The sequence below is a fragment of the Actinophytocola xanthii genome (assembly GCF_001921205.1).
GTDB lineage: Bacteria > Actinomycetota > Actinomycetes > Mycobacteriales > Pseudonocardiaceae > Actinophytocola > Actinophytocola xanthii.
In genome coordinates this window covers 27,821-49,610 of record NZ_MSIE01000007.1, presented here as the reverse complement: position 1 = coordinate 49,610, position 21,790 = coordinate 27,821, and the positions used below count along the sequence as shown (strand labels likewise).

The window sequence follows — 21,790 nt, the reverse complement described above, 5'->3', positions numbered from 1 at the left end:
GCCTACCGGGGGAGGCCGACCGCGTTGGCGGCGTCGGCCTCGTAGTACTCGGTGCTGGCGAACTCGCCGGCGTACCGCTCGAACAGGTCCCGCGTGCCGTCGACCGAGTCGTGCACGAGGACGTTCACCGCCCTGGTCCCGTCCGTGCTCGCGACCGCCAACAGCCACCTGGTGCCCTTGGGCAGCGTGGCGTGCGCCTTCTTGAGCGAGCTCCAGTACCCGTCGGTGTCGGTGATGGTGGAAACGGCCAGTACGTTCATCGTCGGTCCTCTCAGTCGTTGTCGTCGGTGAGCGCGAGGCGGGTCCGGGCGGCCAGGTCCTCCTGGTCGACTCCGGCCAGGGCCAGCGCCCGCGGCACGGTGCCGGCCTGGGCGGACAGGATCCCGAGCAGTACGTGCGCCGGTCGCAGGTCCTTCTTGCGGGACACGGCGCCGAAGCCCCGTTCCAGCGCGAGCTTGGCCGAGGTGCCCAGCGCGGGCTTGGTGGGCAGCCTGCTCGGCCGGGGCAGGTCGTGGCCGGCGGCGGAGACGCCGACCACGTTCAGGCTGTGCTCGAACTCCCGCTCCAGGGCCGCGCGCACGCCGTCCCGGTCGAGCCCGGCCGCGCTGAGTACACTGTGGACCGACGGCTCCGGCTCGGTGGCCACCGCCAGCAACAGGTGCGCGACCTCGACCGTCGGCGAGCCGTCGTCCCGGGCCTCCAGGTGGGCACGCATGATGACCGCGTGCAGGTACTCGTCGAAGGGGCTCACCCCTCGCGCCTCCTCAGCTTGACCCCGGCGGCGATGAGCCGCTGGGCGTGCTTCTTGTAGACCGCCTGGCGGGTGACCCCGAGCGCCTCGGCGACCCGGGGCCACCCCCAGCCCGCTCGCATGGCCTGTTCCACTGCCGCGTCCTCCAGCCGGTCGGCCAGCCGCCGCAACGCCGCGACCGCGGCGAGTGCGTCGGCCGGGTCCGTGGGAACGGGCACCTCGGCGTCGGACATGAAGCAACCCTAGTTGCCTAACTCCATTTTGGCAACTAGGGTTGCTTATGGGGTCGCGGGGTGCGTCAGTGCGGCAGGACGAAGATCGGGTTGGCGTAGAACCACAGGTCCACCCACGGGTCGGCGTTGCCCGGGACGTCGATCGCGGGGCCGTGCGGGTCGACCGCCGCGCCCAGGTAGCCCGGGGCGGAGCGGTTGCCGTCGGTACCGCGCACTCGCAGGTAGAGCGGGCGGTCCACCCGGCCGAGCGAGTAGGTGAACGACGCCCGTTCGCCGCGCGGGTCGACCTCGAAGGAGGTGACGACGCGGGTCTTCGGCGTCGTGAAGGTGTCGGGGTCGCCGACCGGACCGGTGACCTCGCCCTGGATCACGTCGACCCGGGCCAGCCGCGGCACGAACTGCGCCCAGTTCGGCAGCGTGGCGAGGGCGATGTCGATGGTGAGCTCGACGGCCGTTCCGCGGCGCACCCGCAGCGAGCCGCCGAGCGGGACCCCGCCCCGTCGGTCGCCGCGCACCCGTGCCCGGACGTCCAGGCCGCGGAGCAGGCGGCCGTGGTCGACCCAGACCCGCCCGTCCCGCAGCCCGTCCATGACGGCGCGGTACCCGTTCGAGGACGCGCCGACGTGGGTGCGGCTGTAGAAGCCGGGCCAGAAGTCGCCGGCCGTGGTGAGTGCCCTGCCGCCGTACACCGGGTCCGGGTACCGCCCGTCGGTCTCGAAGTTCCCGCCCGGGCCCCGGGTCGCGACGTCGAGGTAGTTGACGTGCGAGTCGGAGTTGGCGGTGATCCACCAGGGCCTGCCCTCGGCGAGCAGGCTGTCCCAGAGCCCGCCGACGGTCGCGGTGAACCAGTCGAACCCGCCCCAGGTCCGGTAGCTCTCGGTCGGGTACCCCGGGAAGGACTCCGCCGACGGGCTGCCGGCGTAGAACCCGCGCCCGCCGCCCGGGCCGAGCGGCGCCGGGATGCCGGCCGCCTGGTGGCCGGGCGCCCCCTCCATGCCGATCGCGACGCTCGGGTCCGCGTCGCGCCACAGCCGGAACTCGTGCGGGGAGTCGATGCCCCGGCGTGCCGGGTGGTTGGCCAGGAACAACGCGGCCTCCACCCGCCGCTTGCGCACCGACGTGCCGAGGAACCGGATCCCGTCGGCGGCGAGCGCCTCCCTGGCCGGGATGGAACCGGCGTCGACCACCGAGCCGTCGTAGCGGTTCTCGAACTCCTTGAGCACGGCGACCTCGTTGCGTCCCGGGTGGACGAACACGGTGCCGTGCTCGGCGGCGGGGATGTTCCACTCCAGGCCCTGGAACACCAGCAGGTCCCGCAGCTCCTCGCGGGTCGCGACGATGTCCGGGTTGACCCGGTCCACGCCGATCCTGGCGTGGGCGGGGCCGCCGTGGTCGGTGATCACGATCCAGTCCAGACCGTACGCCCGGGCGTGCCGGGCCTGGTCGACCACGCGGTAGAGCCCGTCGCCGCTGTACTGGGTGTGGATGTGGTGGTCGCCCGCGAGCCAGCGCAGGCCCCCGGCGACGTACCCGCCGCGGCCGTCGCCCTGGCGCTCGGCGGCGGCCACCCCCGGGCCGATCACGCTCACCGCCGCGGCGCCGGCGCCGAGCATGCCCGCGCCGCGCAGCAGCCCTCGCCGGCTCAGCTGCTCGGGGTCGAGCTCGGAGTCCGGAATGGACAGGTCGATCGCGGCGGGGAGGTCACCGGCCCCGCCGGCCGGATCGTCGTGGGCGTGTTCGTGATCGTGGTCCTGGCACATGCCGTCTCCGTTCGCCTGGGTCAGCGCCGGTGCACAACGTCGTTCACCCGGCCGAACACCGGGTGACCGCGCCGCGACGCGGGGACGAACAGGCGGCCGAGATCCCGTGCCGCCCTCAGCTCCCGTACCCGGGCGACCAGTCCAGCGCCTCGACCTCGTCGAGCCGGCCCTGCGCGACCAGCACCATGATCCGGCGAGCCTCCGCCCGGGAGACGTCGCTCATGTGCCGCGGCTCGTGGTCCTCCTCCGGGTTCTCCCACACCAGCGACCCGGTCTGGAAGGCGGACAGCGTCCAGCCGCTCTCGTGGCCGACCGCGACGTCGGGGTGCTCGTCGTCCCGCGGCTCGTCCAGCTCGGCGAGGATCCCGTCGATCCCGGCCGTGCCGGAACTGTCCTCCTCGTCGCCGCCGCGATGCATGATCGTGAATGCCACGTCAGTCCTTGCTCAGCACGACCAGCGTGCTGGTGTAGTCGCCGGCGAGCAGGGGGCGCAGGCCGTGGTGGGTCAGGTAGGCGCCACCGTAGACCAGACCGGTGTCGGCGTCGCGGTAGCGGCCGGCCGGGTCCAGCCCGCGCAACCGCAGCGGCGGGTCGAGGCGGGCCTGGCGAACCGTCCTGGCGAGCACGACGACCACCACCTGGCCACCGTCGCGGGACACGTGGCACACGGCGTACCGGTCGGGGTCGGTGCCGAGCCGGTGCCGGCGGCCCAGCTGCACGGTCGCCCTGATCTCCTTGTACCGCGCCACGTACCCGGCGGCCTCGGCCAGCTCGTCGGTGGTCCAGTCGGCCAGCCGCCCGCCGATGCCCAGCGTTCCGGTCATGGCCGTGTGGAACCGGAACCGCAGCGGGATCGTGCGGCGGGTCAGGTAGCCGGGGGAGTCGGTGACCCAGCACGACATGGTCTGTGGCGAGTGGACGAACGCGTACCCGTCCTGGATGGCCAGGCGCTCGAACGCGTCGGTGTTGTCGCTCGGCCAGGCCAGCTCGAACCGGGAGAGGGTGGCGAGGTCGGCCCGGCCGCCGCCCGAGGCGCAGGTCTCGAGCCACAGGCCGGGATGCGCCGCCCGCAGCCGGTCGACCACCGCCGCGAACCCGGCCTCGTGGTGGAGCGACGCCGCGCCGGGGGCGTCGGTCAGCGAGCGGTTCAGGTCCCACTTGAGGTAGTCGACGTCTCCGTCCCGAACCAGGCGGTCCAGGGTCTCGAAGGCCCAGTCCTGGACCTCCGCCCGCCCGAGGTCCAGGCCGTAGCTGTGCCGCACCGGCGTCGGCTCGCGGTCGGGCCAGCGGTACACCCAGTCGGGGTGGTCGCGGAGGAGGTCGGTGCCGGGGCTGGCGCTCTCGGGCTCGACCCACAGCCCGAACCGCATGCCGAGCGCGTGGACCTCCTCGGCCAGGCCACCGACACCGCCGGGCAGCTTCGCCGGGTCCGGCCGCCAGTCGCCGAGGCCGCCGCGGTCGTCGTCGCGGTCGGTGAACCAGCCGTCGTCCACGACGAACAGCTCGACGCCCAGCTCCCGCGCGCGCCGGGCCAGCGCGACCTGGTCGGAGTGGCGCACGTCGAAGAACGTGGACTCCCAGGAGTTGTAGAGGACCGGCCGCACCGTGTCCGGGCGGGGCAGGACGAACCGGCGCTCGTAGTCGTGCCACCGAGCGGTGAGCTCGTCGTACCCGCCGAGTGCGAACACCCCGACCGTCCAGGGCAGCGTGAGCGAGGCGCCGGGGGCGAGCACCTCGCGCAGGTCGAAGTCGTTGAGCCCCGCGGTGACGTGCACGTGCCCGTCGCCGGAGTGGTCGGCGACGATCTTCCAGGAGCCGCCGTGCGCCACGGCGACGCTCCAGATCTCGCCGTGCTCCTCGCCGGCGCCGCCGTCGACCGCGAGCCAGGGCTGAAAGGCGTGGCCCGGGATGCCGCGCCGGGACTCCAGGACCAGTCGTCCCGGTCCGAGCGGTCGACGGTGGACGGTGGTCTCGGCGGCGTACCCGCCGGCGATCGTGGTGGCGTGGTGGTCGACCTGCCAGGGGACCGGCCAGCTCGCCGAGGCCGCGCGGGTCAGCGTCACCGGCCGGTCGTCGGAGTTGGCCACCTCCAGCGTGCGGGCCAGTGCCGGGCCGCGCACCGCGTAGCGCAGGGTCACCGCGAGCGGCCGGTGCCGGTCGACCAGGCGCACGGCAAGCGCGTCCGCCTCGACCTCGGTGCGGTCGTGGCGCAGGTCGAGCGCGGTGAGCCCGTCGGCGAGCTCGACGAGCAGCGCGCACTCGTCGAACCGGGCACCGCCGGCGGTGACCAGCTCCTCGTGGTGGGCGCGGGGCCGGGACCAGGTGTTGGACCCGATCCGCGTGGCGCCGGCGTCGTCGGCGAGCCGGTCCAGGTCGGCCGGGGCCAGCGGCGCGCCCCAGTACAGGTGCCGGAGCGAGCCGTCCGGCCGGACGGTGAAGGCGTAGGAGAACCCTTCACCGGCGAGCAGGTGGTGGCCGGACGGCTCGTCCCGGTGGATCATCGGATCACTTCACCCAGTAGGAGTAGAGGTCGGCGCCGGTCAGGTGGATGCGCAGCTTCACCGGCTTCCCGGCCAGCGTGGACAGCCGCACGTTCCCGCTCCAGCGCACCGTGGCGTCGTACTGGTCGCCGGTGATCGGCCGGGAGGTGAAGCCGGGGACCACCTCGCCGCTCTCCGCGTCGAGCACCTCGACCTTCACCGACCCGCCCCGGCGCACGACCGTGTTGAGGTGCAGCGCGGACCCGGAGAACACCAGCGGCTTGGTGGTGACCCATCCCGGGTCGCCGCTGTTGGGCCGCGCGGCGTTGGTCAGCGACACGAAGCCGTCGCGCCGCCAGGTCGCCCGGCCGGTCTGGCCGACGTAGGGCACCCGGTTCGGGTCGGTGATGTCCTGGCCGCCGTGGTCGGCGTTGAACGCGCCGTAGTACATGATCACGGTGCGGTCGGTGACCAGCGCGTTGGACGCGGTGTAGAGCGCGCCGTCGTCCCAGGCTCCCGGCTGGCCGGGGGTGAGCACGGGGTCGCGGACCGGGCGGCTCCAGTTGACCAGGTCACGCGAGGAGGCGATGCCCGGCAGCACCGGTCCGGCGCCGGCGCCGGACTGGGAACCGGTCGTGTAGTTGGTGATCAGGAAGACCCACGGCAGCCCGATCGTCGTGCTCTCGTAGGGCAGCACCGGCATGCCGTAGATCTGGCCCTCCAGCCCGCCCAGCGCCTGGGCCGCGCCGGTGTCGGCGTAGTCGCCGCTGACCGCGAGGACCGGCGTCGTCCAGTTGAGGAAGTCCTTGCTGGTGGACAGGAACGCCGAGCGGTTGTAGATACCCGGGGTGCCGGAGGTGAACATCCGCTTCTTGATCGTGGCGACGTACTCGCCCCGGCGCTGGTCCCAGGTCACGTTGGAGACGTCCCCGTCCAGCAGGACCGGCCGTTCGCTGCCCTGGGTCCAGGTGTAGCCGTCGGGGGAGAAGTAGACGTAGTAGCCGAGCGTGTCGTTGACGACGCCGCTCTTGAACTGCATCAGGGCGAACCGGCGCTCGGGGGTCGCGTTCGGGTTGTAGGCGATCGTGCCGCCGCCGGCGATGATCAGGTTCGTCTTCGAGGCGGGGATGTCCTTGTAGCCGACGTTTCCGCGGCCAAGCGGTTTCACCCAGCGCACGCCGTCACGGCTCTCGGCGTAGCAGAGATAGTAGCCGGGCGGGACGTCGTTGTTGCAGTCGTACCAGAGGCGGTAGGTGTTCCCGAACTTGAAGACCGAGCCGTAGGTGTAGGCCGCCGTGGTCTCCCAGGGGTGCTCCGGGCGGATCACCGGGTCGGGCAGCTTCGCCGCCGGGTGCACCACCCGGCCGATGTCCTTCGTGGACTCGATGCGGTAGTCGTCGAGGAAGAGCTCCCGAGCCGTGCCGAGTGCCGGGTCGTAGGCCGGCTGCGCCTGGCGCAGGGTCAGCTCGTCCCAGTAGTACACCCCGACGTTGTCGGCGCCGGCGGCGATGCGCACGCTCACGTTCGCCGTTCTGGCCGGCGCGATGCCGGACACCGTGACCGTCTGCCAGTCGAGGCTGGCCGGCGGGGCGACGGTCCTGGTGTCCAGCACGGTGTTCTCGAAGCTCGTGAACACCAGCGACAGCGTCGGCGGGGTACCGCTGCGGCCCTTGAGCCGGGCGGTCAGGGTGTACTCGGTCTCCGGTGCCACGACGAGCCGCTGGCTGGTCGCGCTCACGCTCGCGCCGGCGGCGTTGCTGATCTGGAGCGAGCCGAGGCCGGCGGTGCGGTAGGCGGAGAGGTTGACGATCGTCGCGCCGGAGACGGTGCCGTCCACGGCCCATGCCACGGGGTGGCCCGACCGGTCACCGATGTCGAAGCCGCCGTTCGGCAGCAGGTTCGGGGTCTTGCCGACGACGGCGGACGGTGGGGTCTGGCCGACCGCGGAGCCGGGGACGACGGCTGCCGCGGTGGCGAGGACAAGGCTGGCGAGCAGGGTTTTCCGGAGTTTCATCGGCCCTCCAACGGGGACGCCGGGAACGTCGTCAGCCTGGATGGAACGCCGTTCCATGTCAATAAGGAACGGTGTGTGCCTCGATGTCTCAGACGGTTCCCGCTGCCCGCAGCGCGACCAGCACGTCACGTGCCGCCTCGAGCGTGCGGTCGACGTCCTCCTGGGTGTGCGCTCCGGAGATGTGGTTGCGCTTCAACGACATCGGCAGCATGAGGAAGCCGCGCTCGGTCATCCCGCGGTGGAAGGCGACGTAGGCCTCGTCGTTGTTGCGCAGCAGGTCCCGGTACCCGAGGATCGGCGGTTTGGCGAAGTAGAGGACGAAGATTCCGCCGAAGCCGGCCGTCGTCGCCTCGATGTCGAGCTCGGTGACGAGCTCGGTCAGCCCGGTCCGCATCCGCTCGCCCAGCGCGTGGGTGCGCTGGTAGAAGTCGGGGTTCGCCTGGAGGTGGTCGATCGTCGCCAAGGCCGCGGCGCAGGCGATCGCGTTGCCGTTGAAGGTCCCGGCCAGCAGCACGTCCCCGGTCTGGCCGTTGAAGTGCTCCATCAGGTCCCGTGGGCCGGCCACGCCGCCGGACGGGAAGCCGTTGGCCAGGCCCTTGCCGAACGTGGTGAGGTCGGGGTTGATCCCGACCACCTGCTGGTAGCCACCCAGTGAGTGGCGCAGCCCGGTGATCACCTCGTCGAAGATCAGCAGTGCGCCCCGTTCCCGGGTGAGCTCCCGCAGGCCGGTGACGAACTCGGTCGTCGGCAGCAGCGCGCCCACGTTGTGCGGGATCGGTTCCATGATCACCGCGGCGATCCGGTCCTTGTGCACCTCGAACAGCGCGGTCACCGAGTCCAGGTCGTTGAACTCGGCTATCAGCGTCGAGTCGAGGGCCTGGGGCAGGATGCCCCGAGACAGCGGGTCGCGGCCGTAGGCGCGGTCCGCCGGGGAGATCACGTTCCGGGCGACGGCGTCCGACCAGCCGTGGAACCCGCCCTGGAACTTGACGATGAGGTCACGGCCGGTGACCGCACGGGCGAGCCGGACGGCCTGCGCGACCGCCTCCGAGCCGCTCATCGTCGCGATCATCGACTCGGCGGAGGGCAGGATCTCGACCACCCGTTCGGCGAGGGCGACCTCGCCCTCGGTCACGCCCAGCCCGACGAGGTCGACCCCCTCGAGTGCGGCGCGGACCGCGTCGTTCACGGCCGGGTGGTTGTGCCCGAGCAGGATCGCGCCGAACGCCGCGTGGTAGTCGAGGTAGCGGTTGCCGTCCGCGTCGGTCACGTACGCACCCGCGGCCTCGACGAAGGAGTACGGCGCGCCGATGTACCGGGTCGAGGAGTTGACACCACCGGGAATCACGCGAGCGGCGGCGTCCGCGATCGCCTGTCCGCGCGGGTGTTGAGGGCTTGGCATGCAGCCGACGCTAGATGAGCGCCGAAGGACATGGCAAGGCGTTCCATGTTTTACGTCCGAGCAAGGTGGACAGTGGGGGAAGTCCTTGACATGGCCGCCGGGCGAACTCAGGATGTTGCGACATGGAACCTCGTTCCGTGCCGAGCTCGATCGGCATTCTGCTGGTCGGAGCCGGCTTCATCGCAGACGTGCACAGCGCCGCGGTCGCCGCGAGCTCGCGCGCCCACCTGGCCGGGATCGTCGACGCGGACCCAGGCCGCGCGGCGGCCTTCGCCCGCTCGCACGGCGCCGTCCCGTACACGGTCGACCTGGCAGAGGCTCTCGCCTGGCCGAACGTCGACGCCGTGGTCGTGTGCACCCCCAACGACACCCACCGGCGGATCGGCGCGCAGGTCGCCGCGGCCGGCAAGCACCTGCTCATCGAGAAGCCGCTGGCGACCACCCTGGCCGACGCGCGGGCGCTCGCCGCGGAGTTCGCCGCGGCCGGCCGGGTGCTGGTCGCGGCCCACTCGCACCGCCACCACGCCTACGGGCGGGCGGTCAAGGAGGCGATCGAGGCCGGCGCCGTCGGTCGCCCCCGGCACGCCCGGCTGGCGATCCTGGGTGGGTGGATCTGGACCGGCTGGGACGCCTGGGCGGCCGACCCGGTCCGCTCCGGCGGTCACGCGCTGCACAACGGCGTGCACGTCCTGGACCTGGTCACCTGGTGGCTCGGCGGCGACCCGGTCCGGGTCTTCGCCCGCGGCCGCCGGCAGACCGCGGCCGAGCTGCGCATCTACGACTACCTGGAGATGGTCGTCGAGTACGCGGACGGGGCGGTGTCGGTCTGCGAGATGAGCCGTGCGCACCGGCCCGGCTCGTTCGGCCTGCGTGAGCTGCTCGTCACCGGCACCGGCGGCGTCATCCGGCAGGACTGGGACGGCGAGTCCTCCTTCCTCCACACCGAGGGCGGCACCGGCCTGGTCCCCGCCGCGGGCGGCGACGGTTTCACCGCCCAGTTCGAGTCCTGGTTGGACGCCATCGGCGGGGCCCCGTCGGCCATGCCGGTCGCCGACGCGGTCCGCGCGGTGGAGCTCGGGGTGGCCGTCGAGGAGTCGATCGCGAGCGGGCGGCCCGTCGCGGTGGGGGCGGCGGCATGATCCGCGTCTACCTCGAGGGCAGCGCCGGGATCGGCCGCCAGGACCACCAGAACGCGATGTACCGGCCGGCGTTCGCCGCCCACCCGGCCTTCGAGCTGGTCACCGACAAGGACAAGGCCGACGTGGTGAGCGTGGCGGTCGCGCTCGACCGGCGCGCCGAGACCATCGCCGACGCGATCCGCGCCGGCAAGCACGTCCTGGCCGACAAGCCGCTCGCGGCCACGCTCGCCGAGTGCGAGGAGATCGGCCGGCTCGCCGCCGAGCGGGGGGTTCTCGTCGTCCCCGCACACCACCAGCGGTTCTCTCCGGCGCTGCGCTCGGCCGCGACGGCGGTGCGTGGCGGCCGGGTCGGCCTGCCGTGGAACGTCCAGTGCGACTTCCTGGTGGCCGGCGGCGACCCCGCACCGACCGGCGAGCTGGTGAACCTGGCCCTGTACCCGATCGACGTCGTGCACGCGATGCTCGGGCTCCCGGTCCGGCGGGTGCACGCGGTCGGCGACCCCGACCTGGTCACGCTCCTGGTCGACCACGAGCACGGCGTCACCAGCACGATCCTCTGCGGCCGGATCGCCGAGCTCGCCGACGTCCGCTCCTCCGGGCTCGCCGTGCACCGCTACCGGGTCAGCGGCTCGCACGGCGTCCTCGCCGTCGACGCCGCCAAGCCCGCGCTCCGGGTCAGCACCGCCGCCGGGACCACCGGCAGGTGGACCGGTCCGAGCACGGTCGACGCCCTGCTCGACGTCCTGGCCGCCGGTGTCCGCACCGGCCGCGCCGCGCTGGGCGTCGCCGACGCCGTCCACGCCCAGCGCGTCGTCGAGGCGGCCCAGCTTTCCCTGGACACCGGAGCCCCCGTCCCCCTGGAGAGTGAGAACTGATGCGGCTCGTCACCTACCGCCGTGCCGGGGCCGTGCGCCACGGCCGCCTGACCGACGACCGGGTCGTCGAGCTGGGCGACGGCGACCTCGAGTCCCTGCTGTCGGCGGTGTTCCCGCTGCGCGAGGACGCCCTGCCCACACCCGTCGGCGAGCACGCCCTGACCGAGGTCGAGCTGCTCGCGCCCCTGCTGCGCCCGGGCAAGCTCCTCGCGGCGGCGGCGAACTACCAGGACCACGTCACCGAGACCGGCGGCGAGCCGCTGGACAAGTCCCACATCTCGCCGCGGCTGTTCCTCAAGCCGTCCAGCTCGATCGTCGGTCCGGACGCGGTGATCCCGCTGCCCGACGTGAGCAAGGAGGTCGACTGGGAGGCGGAGCTGGCGGTGGTCATCGGCACCCGCGTCCGCGACGTTCCGGTCGAGGAGGCGCTCGGCGTGGTCTCCGGGTACCTGACCTCCAACGATGTCTCCGCTCGCTCGATCGACCTCGGCTACGAGCGCGACACCGACGACAAGGCCGTCTGGTTCTTCGACTGGCTCGCCGGCAAGTGGTGCGACGGGTTCGCCCCGCTCGGCCCGTGGTTGGTCAGTGCCGACGAGGTGCCCGACCCGCAGGACCTGTCCGTCGAGCTGGCCGTCAACGGCACCACCCGCCAGCGGGGGTCCACCAAGGACATGATCTTCACGGTGGCGGAGCTGGTCGCCCATGCCTCCCGCCTGATGACCCTCGAACCCGGCGACATCATCCAGACCGGAACCCCGTCCGGCGTCGGGGCCGCGACCGGGGAGTACCTGGCGGCCGGCGACGAGATGACCGTCGTCATCGGCCACCTCGGCACCCTTCGCAACACGGTCGCCTAGACCCCTTCCCCACCAGAGAGGTACCCATGCGACGGAAGCTCATCGCCGCCCTGGCGGTCGCCGCGCTCGCGGTGGCCGGCTGCGCCGGCCCGCAGAACACCGGGACCGGTGCCTCCGGTTCGTCGGCGCTCAACATCTACCTGTACCAGGAGCCGGCCGGCCTGTTCGGTCCGCTCGCACCCAGCAGCGGCCCGGACAACCAGGTCATGTCCCTGCTGCACGAGGGCCTGCTGGGCGTCGACCCGGACTACGAGCTCCAGCCGCGCCTGGCGGAGAGCTACGAGGTCTCCCCGGACGCGAGGACCTTCACCTTCAAGCTCCGTGAAGGTCTGAAGTGGAGCGACGGGAAGCCGTTCACGTCCAAGGACGTGCTGTTCACCTACAAGCTCCTGGCCGACCCGAGGTCCACCAGCGCCACCGCGGGCAACTACACCGCCGTGGAGGGCGTCGCCGACTTCGTGGCCGGCAAGGCCGACGAGATCTCCGGGTTCTCGGCGCCGGACGACACCACGTTCGTGATGAAGGCGGCCGCTCCGAACTTCGGCCTCGCGGCGCTCGTGGGGACCGCGGCCATCGTGCCCGAGCACGTCCTCGGTGACGTCCCGGTCGAGTCGGTCGCGGAGAACGAGTACTTCCGGGCGCCCAAGGTGACGGTGGGCCCGTACACGTTCGTCGAGTACAGGACCAACCAGTACGTGCACGTGACCGCCAACCCGGAGTACCGGTCGCCGGCGAAGATCAAGGACGTCTTCCTCAAGCCGATGACCTCCGACGCCGCCACCGCACAGCTCGGCAACGGCGGCATCGACATCGCCTCGTACTCGCCCACAGACCTGGAGACCGTCGGCGGGTTCGGGAACGTGAGCACGCAGGAGAAGCCGGGTGCCGGGTTCGTGCGGATCGCGCTGAACCAGTCCAAGCCGTACTTCTCCGACGTCCGGGTGCGCCAGGCGTTCCTGTACGCCGTCGACCGCGAACAGATCGTGAAGACGGTGCTCGCCGGCAAGGGCGAGGTCCGGCTGTCCGACTTCGACAAGGACGACGCGCCCGAGGGGCTGGAGACCTACGCCGCCGACCCGGACAAGGCCAAGCAGCTGCTCACCCAGGCCGGCTGGGACTTCAACCGCACCGTGAACCTGCAGTGGGTCCAGGGGCAGCGCGACCGCGACGCGACCGTCACGATCGTCCAGAACCAGCTCGCGGCGGTCGGCGTGAAGGTCAAGCTGGTGAACATCCAGGCCGCGCAGATCTCCAAGACCTACGACGAGAAGTCCTACGACATGACGCTCTACGGCGGTGGCAACTACGCCGTCGACGCCTCGAGCGTCAACTACATCACCGCCTGCGCGCTCCGCTACCCCGCCGGCGGGAACATCAACTTCTTCTGCGACCCGCAGCTCGACGACCTGATGGCGCGGGCCAACGCCACCACCGACGAGGCCGAGCGGAAGTCGCTGTACTCCCAGGCCGCGCTGCGGGAGAACTCCCAGGCCGACCTGTTCTGGCTGTACTCCCCGTTCGGCCTGTGGGGTGTGAACGACCGGGTCCAGGGCTTCGAAGCCCCCGGTTCCCAGGACGCCGGGTTCTGGGACCCGGCGAGCTGGTCGATCGCCGGCTGATCCCCGTGCCGGGCCTGTCCCGCGGGGCCGGCCCGGCACACCCGACGAGCGGACGAAGGGAGGGCGGGAGTGGGCGCGTACCTCGCACGCCGGCTGATGACCAACGTGCTGGTCTTCTTCCTCATCACGATCGCGATCTTCTGGCTGGTGCACAAGACGCCGGGCGACCCGATCGCGATGCGGATTCCCCCCGACCAGCTGAACTCGGGAACCGCCGAGTACATCGCCCAGCGGCGCCACGAGCTCGGCCTGGACCGACCGATCGTCGTCCAGTACTGGTTCTGGTTGGTCAACGCGGTGCAGGGCGACCTCGGCTACTCGCTGCTCAACGGCCGCCCGGTCACCGAGCTGCTCGCCGAGCGGATCGGCCCCACCGTCGAGCTGATGCTCGTCGGGCTGCTGATCTCGCTGCTGATCGCGTTCCCGCTCGGCATCCTCGCCGCCCGCCGGCGCAACTCGGCCTGGGACTACGGGACGGCGGTAGTGAGCCTGGGCTCGGTGTCGATCCCGGTGTTCTTCGTCGCGCTCATCGGGATCTACCTGTTCTCGCTGAAGTTGCAGCTGCTGCCGGCCTCGGGGATCTCCGACCCGACCAACCCCGGCCTGCTCGACACGCTGAGCCATCTCGTCCTGCCCGCGGTCATCCTCGGTTTCGCGAACTCCGGGACCTACCTCCGGTACGTCCGCAGCAGCATGATCACCGAGCTGAACGCCGACTACGTGCGCACGGCCGAGGCCAAGGGTGCCTCGCCCCGACGGGTGGTCGTGCGGCACGCGCTGCGCAACTCGCTGATCCCCGTGCTCACGGTGATCGCGACCAACATGGGCCAGCTGCTCGGCGGCGCCGTCGTCATCGAGCAGGTCTTCGCCTGGCCCGGCATGGGGCAGCTCGCGGTGAGCTCGGTGTTCCAGCAGGACTACTCGGTCATCGTCGGGTTCGCGCTGCTCGTCGCGATCCTGGTGCTGCTGTCGAACCTGCTCGCCGACGTCCTCTACACACTCGTCGATCCCAGGGTGAGGCTGCGATGACCGATCTCCCCGCCGACCTGCCGGGCGAGCTCGAGGCGCGGGCGGACGCGTCGGCCGGACGCAGCACGCCCTGGCGGACGGGGCTGCGCCGCTTCCGCCGCCACACCGTGGCCGTCGTCAGCGTCGGGTACCTGCTGCTCGTGGTCGCCGCCGCGGTCTTCGCCCCGACCCTGTCCGGCTACGACCCCAACGCGGTCGACCTCGAGCACGTCCGGGAGGCGCCCTCGGCGGCGCACTGGCTCGGCACCGACCCCACCGGCCGCGACGTGTTCTCCCGGCTCCTGCACGCCGCCCGGGTCTCGCTGGGTGTCGGCCTGGCCGCGGCCGGCCTCGCGGTCGTCTTCGGCACCCTGCTCGGCGGGCTCGCCGGTCTGCTCGGCCGCTGGGTCGACAGCGTCGTGATGCGGCTCGCCGACGTGTTCCTGTCCTTCCCCACGGTGGTGGTGACGGTCGTCGTGGCCGGCATCCTCGGCCCCAGCGTGCCGACGATGATCATCGCGATCGGCCTGTTCCAGTGGCCGGTGTGCGGCCGGATCGTCCGCGGCGTCACGCTCTCGCTGCGCGAGCAGGAGTACCTGCTCGCCGCGCGAGCGGCCGGCGCTGGGTCGTTCTGGCTGATGACCCGGCACATCGTCCCGGCCGCACTGCCGCCGATCAGTGTGGCGGCCACCCTCGCCGTCGCCCAGGCGATCGGGCTGGAGTCCACCCTGTCCTTCCTCGGTCTCGGCGTGCAGCCACCGACACCGAGCTGGGGCAACATGCTCACCGACGCCCAGAGCCTGACGGTCATCGCCGGTCAGCCCTGGCTCTGGCTCGCACCCGGGATCGCGGTCGCGCTCACCGTGCTCGCGGTCAACTTCATCGGCGACGGGCTGCGCGACGCCGTGGATCCGAGGCAGTCATGACCGTGCACGAGCCAGAGCCCCTGCTGCGGATCGAGGGGCTGCACGTCGAGTTCCCCACCGAGGACGGCGTGGTGCACGCCGTGGACGGCGTGAGCATGGAGGTGAACCCCGGCGAGATCGTCGCGGTGGTCGGCGAGTCCGGCTCGGGCAAGAGCGTGACCGCCATGTCCGTGCTGCGGCTGCTGCGCGAGCCGCCGGCCAGGGTCCGCGCGGACGCGCTGACCTTCCGCGGCCAGGACCTCCGCGCGATGCCGCCGCGGCGGCTGCGCGCGGTGCGTGGCGGTCCGGTCGGCATGATCTTCCAGGACCCGATGACCGCGCTGAACCCGGTGATGACGATCGGCGACCAGATCGCCGAGGCCGTGCTGCTGCACCAGGAGAGGCGGGACAGGCGGGCGGCCCAGGCGCGCGCCGTGGAGCTGCTCGAGCTGGTGGGTGTGCCCGACCCGGGCCAGCGCGCGCGGCAGTACCCGCACGAGTTCTCCGGCGGCATGCGGCAGCGGGCCATGATCGCCATGGCGATCGCCAACGACCCGGACCTGATCATCGCCGACGAGCCGACGACGGCCCTGGACGTGACGATCCAGGCACAGGTGCTCGACCTCATCCAGAAGGCGCAGGCCGAGACCGGCGCGGCGACCGTCCTGATCACCCACGACCTGGGGGTGGTCGCGGAGCTCGCCGACCGGGTGGTGGTCATGTACGCGGGCCGGGTGATGGAGACCGCCGGGGTCGAGGACCTGTTCGTCCGGCCCAGGCACCCGTACACGGTCGGCCTGCTCGCGAGCCTGCCCAGGATGGACACCGACACCGACGCGCTCGACCCCATTCCGGGCAACCCTCCCAACATGTCCAACCCGCCGCCGGGCTGCCCGTTCCACCCGCGGTGCCCGCTGGCGAGGGAGCGCTGCCGAGCCGAGCGGCCGGCCCTGCTCGACCTGGGTGGCGGCCGCCGCAGTGCCTGCCATTTCCCCGAGGAGGTGGGACCGTGACGCTGCTGAAGGTCGAGGGCCTGAGCAAGCACTTCCCGATCCGGCGGGGGGTGCTGCGCCGCAAGGTCGGCGAGATCCGCGCCGTGGACGGCGTGGACCTCGAGCTGGCCGCGGGGGAGACCCTGTCGCTGGTGGGGGAGTCGGGTTGCGGCAAGTCGACCACCGGCCGACTGCTGGTGCGCCTGCTGGAGCCGACCGCGGGACGCATCGAGTTCGACGGCACCGACCTGTCCCCGCTGTCCCAGCGGGACCTGCGGGCCAGGCGCCAGGACATCCAGATCATGTTCCAGGACCCGTACGCCTCGCTCTCACCCCGGATGACCGTGCACGACATCGTCGCCGAGCCGCTGCGCGTGCAGGGCCGCTACCGGGAGGGCGGCGCGGAGCGGGTGGGTGAGCTGCTCGAGCTGGTCGGTCTGCGTCCCGAGCACGCCCGCCGCTACGCCCACGAGTTCTCCGGCGGCCAGCGCCAGCGGGTCGGTATCGCCAGGGCACTGGCCCTGGAGCCGAGGCTGATCGTGCTGGACGAGCCGGTCAGCGCGCTGGACGTGTCCGTGCAGGCGCAGGTGATCAACCAGCTGCGCGGCCTGCAGGAGCGGTTGGGCCTGGCCTACCTGTTCATCTCGCACAACCTGTCGGTGGTCCGGCACATCTCCCACCGCGTCGCCGTGATGTACCTGGGAGCGATCGTCGAGACGGGAACCAGGGCCGACATCTTCACCCGACCGACCCACCCGTACACGCAGGCCCTCCTGTCGGCCATCCCGGTGCCCGACCCGGTCGGCCGGGAGCGGCGGCAGCGGATCACGTTGACCGGCGACGTACCGAGCCCGAGCGACCCGCCCAGCGGGTGCCGGTTCCGCACGCGGTGCTGGAAGGCGCAGGATGTCTGCGCGCAGGAGGCACCCGCGCTGGCCGACCGGCTCGGCGTCGGGCATCCGAGTGCGTGCCACTTCCCCGAGATCTCTGCAGCGTAGGAGCGTTTCATGGCCCGTACCACTCGCCAGGCCTCTGTCGACGACTCGAAGCCGGCCTCGGCGAACTACCACGCGAACGCGCTGGCGCGCGGCCTCGCGCTGCTCGAGATGCTGGCCGCCGCGTCCGAGCCGCTCACGCTCATCGACTTCAGCGAGTCGACGGCGCTGCCCAAGAGCACGCTCGTCCGCCTGCTCGCCGTGCTGTCCGAGATGGAGTACGTGGTGCGCATCGACGAGCGGCCCTCCTACCGGCTGGGTCACAAGGTGCACCGCCTCGCCAGCTCGTACGTGTCCACACTGGATCTCACGGTGGTCGCCCAGGCGTACCTGAAACCGGTCGCCGAGCGGACCGGACAGACGGCCAACCTGGGGGTGCTGGACGGCGACCAGGTGCTGCACATCTGTGTCGCCGAACCGGACCGGCCGCTTCGGTTCACCACCGCCGTCGGCTCGCGCGACCACACGTACTGCACGGGCCTGGGCAAGGTGCTGCTGTCCGACCTGTCCGAGGAGCAGCTGGCCCGTACCGTGCCAGCCGAGCCGTTCGAGCCGTTCACCGAGCACACGATCACCTCCGGTGCCGACCTGCGCCGTGACCTGCGCAAGACGGCCCGCCGCGGCTACGCGCTGGACGACAACGAGCGCAGCAACGGGCTGCGCTGCGTCGCGGTCCCGGTCCGCGTCGGCGGGGAGTGCCTCGCGGCGGTGAGCGTGTCGGGGCCGGCCGGCGAGTTCACGCCCGCCAAGCAGCACGAGTACGTGTCCGTACTGGACGACGTGGCGAAGGCGATGCCGGCCGACCCGGACTTCACGACCGCACTGCGGATCGTGCACCGTTCGCTGCGGCCGGCCGGCGCATGACGCCCTCAGCCGACGTAGGCGATCGCCTCGATCTCGACCCGGACGTCCGGGTGTCCGAAGTCGACGCACACGGTCGTCCTCGCCGGTGGGGCGTCGCCGAACCGGCGCGCGTAGACCTCGTTGAACGGCGCGAACAGCGCCGCGTTGGACAGGAACGCGCCGACCTTGACGATCTGGTCGCGGCGTGCGCCCGCGGCGGCGAGGACGGCCTCGACGTTGTCGAGGACGCTCTCCACCTCCCGGGTGAAGTCGCCGATGTAGACCTTGGCCTCGGCGTCGGTGGCGACCTGGCCCGAGACGAACACGAAGTCGCCGGCGCGGGTCGCGTGGGACAGCGGTACTGCCGGAGCGGGGAAGCTCGCGGGATGGAAGCGTTCAATCATGACCACAGGGAATCACGTTCCGGACCTGGTGCTGACCGGGGGACTGGTCGTGGACGGCACCGGCGCACCGGGCCGGCACGCCTCGGTACACCTCCGCGACGGCCTGGTGCGGGCGATCGGCGGCGAGCCGCCCGCTGACGCGCGGCGGGTGGACGTCACCGGCCGCGTGGTCTGCCCGGGGTTCGTCGACATCCACACCCACTCGGACCTGACGCTGCTGTCCGACCCGCGCGCGCTGAGCAAGGTCCACCAGGGGGTCACGACCGAGGTCGTGGGCAACTGCGGCCTCGGCGTCACCGCGCCCGAGCAGCCCGACCTGCGGGCCGCGGTCAGCTACCTCGACCTGGACCCGTCGGTCGAGTGGAGCTGGCGGGACCTCCCCGGCTACCTGGACGCCGTCGAGGCGGCGCGTCCCGGGGTGAACGTCGCCGCCCTCGTCGGGCACCTCGTGCTGCACGCCCGGGTCTGCGGCTTCGCCGACCGGCCGGCCAGCGCCGCCGATCTCGACGCCATGGGCGGTCTGCTGCGCGACGCCCTGGACGGCGGTGCGGTCGGTCTGTCGACCGGTCTGGTCTACGCGCCGCTGCCGTTCGTGCGCGAGGACGAGCTGCTGGCGCTCGCCTCGGTCGTCGCGGCCGCCGGCAAGGTCTTCACCTGGCACGTGCGCAGCTACGAGGACGGCCTTGTCGCCTCGGTCGAGCAGGCCGTGCGGGTCGCCAGAGGGACCGGGTGCCGGACCCAGATCTCCCACCTGGTCTCGGTCGGCCGGCGCAACTGGGGCTCGGTGCGCCGTGCGCTGGACCTGGTGGACGAGGCGAACGCCGACGGCTTCTCGGTCGGCGTGGACATCTACCCCTACCTGCACGGCAACGCGCCGCTGGCCCAGCTGCTGCCGGCCTGGGCGCAGGACGGGGGCCCGGCGACCTGGGTGCCCCGCCTGCGCGACCCGGACGTGCGCGGCCGGGTCCGGACGGCCTGGCTGGACCGGCCGACCACCTGGGACGAGATCATGGTCAGCTGGACGGCCCGCCCCGAGCCCGACCCGGCCGTCGGGCGCAGCGTGGCCGAGCTGGCCGACGAGCTGGGCATCCCGGGGGACGAGGTGGTACTCGACCTGCTCGCCGAGCTCGGAACCGGGGTGATGATGACCGCGGGCGGGCGCAGCGAGGACGACCTGCGCGCGGTGCTCGCCCATCCGGCGGCCGTCGTCGCCTCCGACGGGCTCGCGCTGGACCCGGCCGGGGTGACCGGCGCGGGCATGCCGCACCCACGCAGCTACGGCTGCTTCCCGCGCTACCTGACCCGCTACGCCCACGACCTGCCCGAAGCGGTCCGACGGTGCACCTCGGCGCCGGCCGAGCGGGTCGGGCTGACCGACCGGGGCGTGCTGGCACCCGGCGCCCCGGCCGACGTCGTCGTGCTCGACCCGGAGCGGCTCGCCGACCGGGCGACGTTCACCCTGCCGCACCAGTTCGCCGCCGGCGTCGACCTGGTGCTGGTGAACGGGTCGGTCGCGGTCGAGGGCGGCGACCACACCGGCGCCCTGGCCGGACACGTACTGCGGACCTGAGACCGAGGAGCGCGATGATCGACGTCCACACCCACTGCCACCTCGCCGAGCACTGGGGTTGCGAGTGGCACCGGAACTGGCAGCCGGTGTACGGCCACGAGTACGCCGACCGGACCCCGGAGCAGTACGACGAGGTCATGGCCGCCGCCGGCGTGGACCTCGCGTTCGTGTTCGGCATGCGGGCGACCCGGGCCGGGGTGATCACCCCCAACGAGTTCGTCGAGGGGTTCTGCGCCGCGACCGAGACCAACACGATCGGCTTCATGGCCCTGGACCTGAGCGACGACGACGTGCTGGACCAGCTCGCCGACGGGATCGCACGAGGACTGCGCGGCATCAAGCTCTACCCGGTGCTCGCGCACTTCGACCCGCGCGACACCGCCCACGACGAGTTCTTCCGGGCCGCGACCGAGGCGGGCCTGATCGTGCTCTGGCACATGGGCGCCACCCCCAGCCCGGAAGGCCGGCTCGACCTCAGCGAGCCGCTGCTGGTCGACGACGTCGCCCGGCGCCACCCGGACCTGCGCCAGATCATCGCCCACCTCGGCCACCCCTGGCAGCGGGAGACGGTCGTCGTGCTCCGCAAGAACCGCAACGTGTTCGGCGACGTGTCGGCGGCGTGGGCGCGCCCGCTCGACGGCTTCATGGCGCTGGCCCGCGCCCAGGAGTGGGACGTCGTACCGAAGCTGCTGTTCGGGTCGGACTATCCGATGTGGACCCCGGCGGAGGCGGTCGCCGGGCTGCGCGAGCTGGCCGCGATGCGCCCGACCGGCCTGCCGGCGATCGCTCCGGAGACCATCGACTGGCTGGTCGACGGGGATCCCCGCGTGGCGTTGGGGTTGGCCTGATGGATCTCGCCGAGCTGGCCACGCCCGCCCTGCTCGTCGACGTGGACCGGTTGGACCGCAATGTCGCCGCGATGGCGACGTCCTTCGCGGGGACGGGGGTCGCGCTGCGGCCGCACGTGAAGACCTCCAAGTGCTGGGAGGTCGCGCGCCGTCAGCTCGCGGCGGGCGCGGTCGGGATGACCTGCTCGACCGCCGCGGAGGTGGCCTGGCTCCGCGAGCGGGGCGTGCCGGACCTGTTGTGGGCCAACGTCCCGATCGGTCCGCGCAAGGTCGAGTTCGCGGTGGACGCGGCGCGCGGCGGCGGACTGACCGTGGCACTGGACTCGGTGGCGGCGGCGCGGCCGCTCGCCGAGGCGGCCTCCGCTGCCGGCGTGACCGTCCCGTTCGTGCTCGAGGTGAACACCGGCCACGCGCGGCTCGGGGTCGAGCCGGACCGCGCCCCGGCCACGGCCGCCGAGATCGCCGCCCTGCCGGGGCTGGCGCTGCGCGGGGTGCTCACCCACGAGGGCCACATCGCCGCCGCCCCCGACCGGGCGGCGCTGGAGCTGGCCGGCGGGGCCGCAGGCGCGGTGCTCGCGGGCGTGGCGGGCGCACTGCGCGACGCCGGCCACGCGGTCGACGTGGTGTCGGTCGGCTCGACCCCGGGCGCGACCTCCGCGCCGTTCGCCGCGGGCGTCACCGAGGCCCGTCCCGGTACCTACGTCTACTACGACGCCAACCAGGTGCGGCTCGGCAGCTGCACGCTCGAGGAGTGCGCGCTGAGCGTGCTCACCCGGGTGGCCTCCGCCGAGCGGCCCGGCCGGGCGATCATCGACGCCGGGGTCAAGGCGATGAGCTCCGACACGATCGCCGCCGCCGGCTCGGTGGGTGTCGTCGTGGACGTGTCGGGACGGCCACTTCGGGGTGTGGTGTTCGGCGAGGCCAACGAGGAGCACGGGTTTCTGAACCACGAGGGCGGGATCGCGGTCGGCGACCTGCTGCGCGTCGTGCCCAACCACGCCTGTGGCACGACGAACATGTGGAGCCGCGTGTACGCCGTCCGGGGCACCGAGGTGCTCGACGAGTGGCCGGTCTCCGCGCGGTACTGATCTC

General features: G+C 72.4%; 21 protein-coding genes. 12 read left to right on the top strand and 9 right to left on the bottom strand.

Annotated elements, in window-relative coordinates; genetic code table 11:
• Nucleotides 1-2 precede the first annotated feature (2 nt).
• The 8 genes from BU204_RS05715 to BU204_RS05680 form a co-directional block, all read right to left on the bottom strand.
• The gene (locus BU204_RS05715; protein WP_075124489.1) at nt 3-260 is read right to left on the bottom strand and encodes a hypothetical protein; all 258 of its coding nucleotides are present in this window, start codon (nt 258-260) and stop codon (nt 3-5) included.
• A gap of 11 nt (nt 261-271) precedes the next feature.
• Nucleotides 272-751: a Clp protease N-terminal domain-containing protein gene (locus tag BU204_RS05710; protein WP_075124488.1), complete on the bottom strand. Its 480-nt coding sequence runs from the start codon at nt 749-751 to the stop codon at nt 272-274.
• The gene (locus tag BU204_RS05705; RefSeq protein ID WP_075124487.1) at nt 748-984 is read right to left on the bottom strand and encodes a hypothetical protein; all 237 of its coding nucleotides are present in this window, start codon (nt 982-984) and stop codon (nt 748-750) included. The genes BU204_RS05710 and BU204_RS05705 overlap by 4 nt, the downstream gene beginning before the upstream one ends.
• A 65-nt stretch (nt 985-1,049) precedes the next feature.
• Nucleotides 1,050-2,744 carry a PHP domain-containing protein gene (locus BU204_RS05700; protein WP_075124486.1) on the bottom strand — a complete coding sequence of 565 codons (1,695 nt, stop codon included), beginning with the start codon at nt 2,742-2,744 and terminating at the stop codon, nt 1,050-1,052.
• A gap of 115 nt (nt 2,745-2,859) precedes the next feature.
• Complete coding sequence (locus BU204_RS05695; RefSeq protein WP_075124485.1) at nt 2,860-3,177, bottom strand: hypothetical protein; 318 nt, start codon at nt 3,175-3,177, stop codon at nt 2,860-2,862.
• Between the two features lies 1 nt (nt 3,178).
• Entirely contained in the window at nt 3,179-5,245 is a 2,067-nt protein-coding gene (locus BU204_RS05690) for an alpha-galactosidase (protein ID WP_075124484.1), read from the bottom strand.
• 4 nt (nt 5,246-5,249) lie between these two features.
• Nucleotides 5,250-7,238, bottom strand: a complete 1,989-nt coding sequence (locus BU204_RS05685; protein WP_075124483.1) for a hypothetical protein — start codon at nt 7,236-7,238, stop codon at nt 5,250-5,252.
• A gap of 88 nt (nt 7,239-7,326) precedes the next feature.
• Nucleotides 7,327-8,640: an aspartate aminotransferase family protein gene (locus BU204_RS05680; protein WP_075124482.1), complete on the bottom strand. Its 1,314-nt coding sequence runs from the start codon at nt 8,638-8,640 to the stop codon at nt 7,327-7,329.
• Nucleotides 8,641-8,762: 122 nt separating this feature from the next.
• On the opposite strand from BU204_RS05680, the gene BU204_RS05675 reads away from it, so the two are divergent.
• The 9 genes from BU204_RS05675 (at nt 8,763) to BU204_RS05635 (ending at nt 17,897) form a co-directional block, all read left to right on the top strand.
• Nucleotides 8,763-9,779: a Gfo/Idh/MocA family protein gene (locus tag BU204_RS05675; protein WP_083661015.1), complete on the top strand. Its 1,017-nt coding sequence runs from the start codon at nt 8,763-8,765 to the stop codon at nt 9,777-9,779.
• Nucleotides 9,776-10,654 (top strand): Gfo/Idh/MocA family protein, encoded by an 879-nt coding sequence (locus BU204_RS05670; RefSeq protein WP_075124480.1) that lies wholly within the window; start codon nt 9,776-9,778, stop codon nt 10,652-10,654. The genes BU204_RS05675 and BU204_RS05670 overlap by 4 nt, the downstream gene beginning before the upstream one ends.
• Complete coding sequence (locus BU204_RS05665) at nt 10,654-11,514, top strand: fumarylacetoacetate hydrolase family protein (RefSeq protein WP_075124479.1); 861 nt, start codon at nt 10,654-10,656, stop codon at nt 11,512-11,514. The genes BU204_RS05670 and BU204_RS05665 overlap by 1 nt, the downstream gene beginning before the upstream one ends.
• Nucleotides 11,515-11,540: 26 nt before the next feature.
• A complete protein-coding gene (locus BU204_RS05660) occupies nt 11,541-13,133 on the top strand; it encodes an ABC transporter substrate-binding protein (RefSeq protein WP_075124478.1) in 1,593 nt (530 codons plus the stop codon).
• 69 nt (nt 13,134-13,202) lie between these two features.
• Nucleotides 13,203-14,162: an ABC transporter permease gene (locus BU204_RS05655; RefSeq protein ID WP_075124477.1), complete on the top strand. Its 960-nt coding sequence runs from the start codon at nt 13,203-13,205 to the stop codon at nt 14,160-14,162.
• Nucleotides 14,159-15,067: an ABC transporter permease gene (locus BU204_RS05650; protein WP_075124476.1), complete on the top strand. Its 909-nt coding sequence runs from the start codon at nt 14,159-14,161 to the stop codon at nt 15,065-15,067. The genes BU204_RS05655 and BU204_RS05650 overlap by 4 nt, the downstream gene beginning before the upstream one ends.
• The gene (locus BU204_RS05645) at nt 15,064-16,059 is read left to right on the top strand and encodes an ABC transporter ATP-binding protein (protein ID WP_075124475.1); all 996 of its coding nucleotides are present in this window, start codon (nt 15,064-15,066) and stop codon (nt 16,057-16,059) included. The genes BU204_RS05650 and BU204_RS05645 overlap by 4 nt, the downstream gene beginning before the upstream one ends.
• Nucleotides 16,056-17,036 (top strand): ABC transporter ATP-binding protein, encoded by a 981-nt coding sequence (locus tag BU204_RS05640; protein WP_158073400.1) that lies wholly within the window; start codon nt 16,056-16,058, stop codon nt 17,034-17,036. Before BU204_RS05645 ends, BU204_RS05640 begins: the two co-directional genes overlap by 4 nt.
• A 9-nt stretch (nt 17,037-17,045) precedes the next feature.
• Complete coding sequence (locus tag BU204_RS05635) at nt 17,046-17,897, top strand: IclR family transcriptional regulator (protein ID WP_075124474.1); 852 nt, start codon at nt 17,046-17,048, stop codon at nt 17,895-17,897.
• 5 nt (nt 17,898-17,902) lie between these two features.
• On the opposite strand, the gene BU204_RS05630 is transcribed toward BU204_RS05635, so the two are convergent.
• Entirely contained in the window at nt 17,903-18,280 is a 378-nt protein-coding gene (locus BU204_RS05630) for a RidA family protein (protein ID WP_075124473.1), read from the bottom strand.
• Between BU204_RS05630 and BU204_RS05625 the strand changes: the two genes are divergently transcribed.
• Genes BU204_RS05625 through BU204_RS05615 form a run of 3 tightly spaced genes read left to right on the top strand, consistent with a single transcriptional unit; the run spans nt 18,279 to nt 21,786 of the window.
• A complete protein-coding gene (locus BU204_RS05625) occupies nt 18,279-19,850 on the top strand; it encodes an N-acyl-D-amino-acid deacylase family protein (protein WP_075124472.1) in 1,572 nt (523 codons plus the stop codon). The genes BU204_RS05630 and BU204_RS05625 overlap by 2 nt on opposite strands.
• A 14-nt stretch (nt 19,851-19,864) precedes the next feature.
• Nucleotides 19,865-20,698: an amidohydrolase family protein gene (locus BU204_RS05620; RefSeq protein ID WP_075124471.1), complete on the top strand. Its 834-nt coding sequence runs from the start codon at nt 19,865-19,867 to the stop codon at nt 20,696-20,698.
• A complete protein-coding gene (locus tag BU204_RS05615) occupies nt 20,698-21,786 on the top strand; it encodes an alanine racemase (protein ID WP_075124470.1) in 1,089 nt (362 codons plus the stop codon). Before BU204_RS05620 ends, BU204_RS05615 begins: the two co-directional genes overlap by 1 nt.
• Nucleotides 21,787-21,790: the final 4 nt, after the last annotated feature.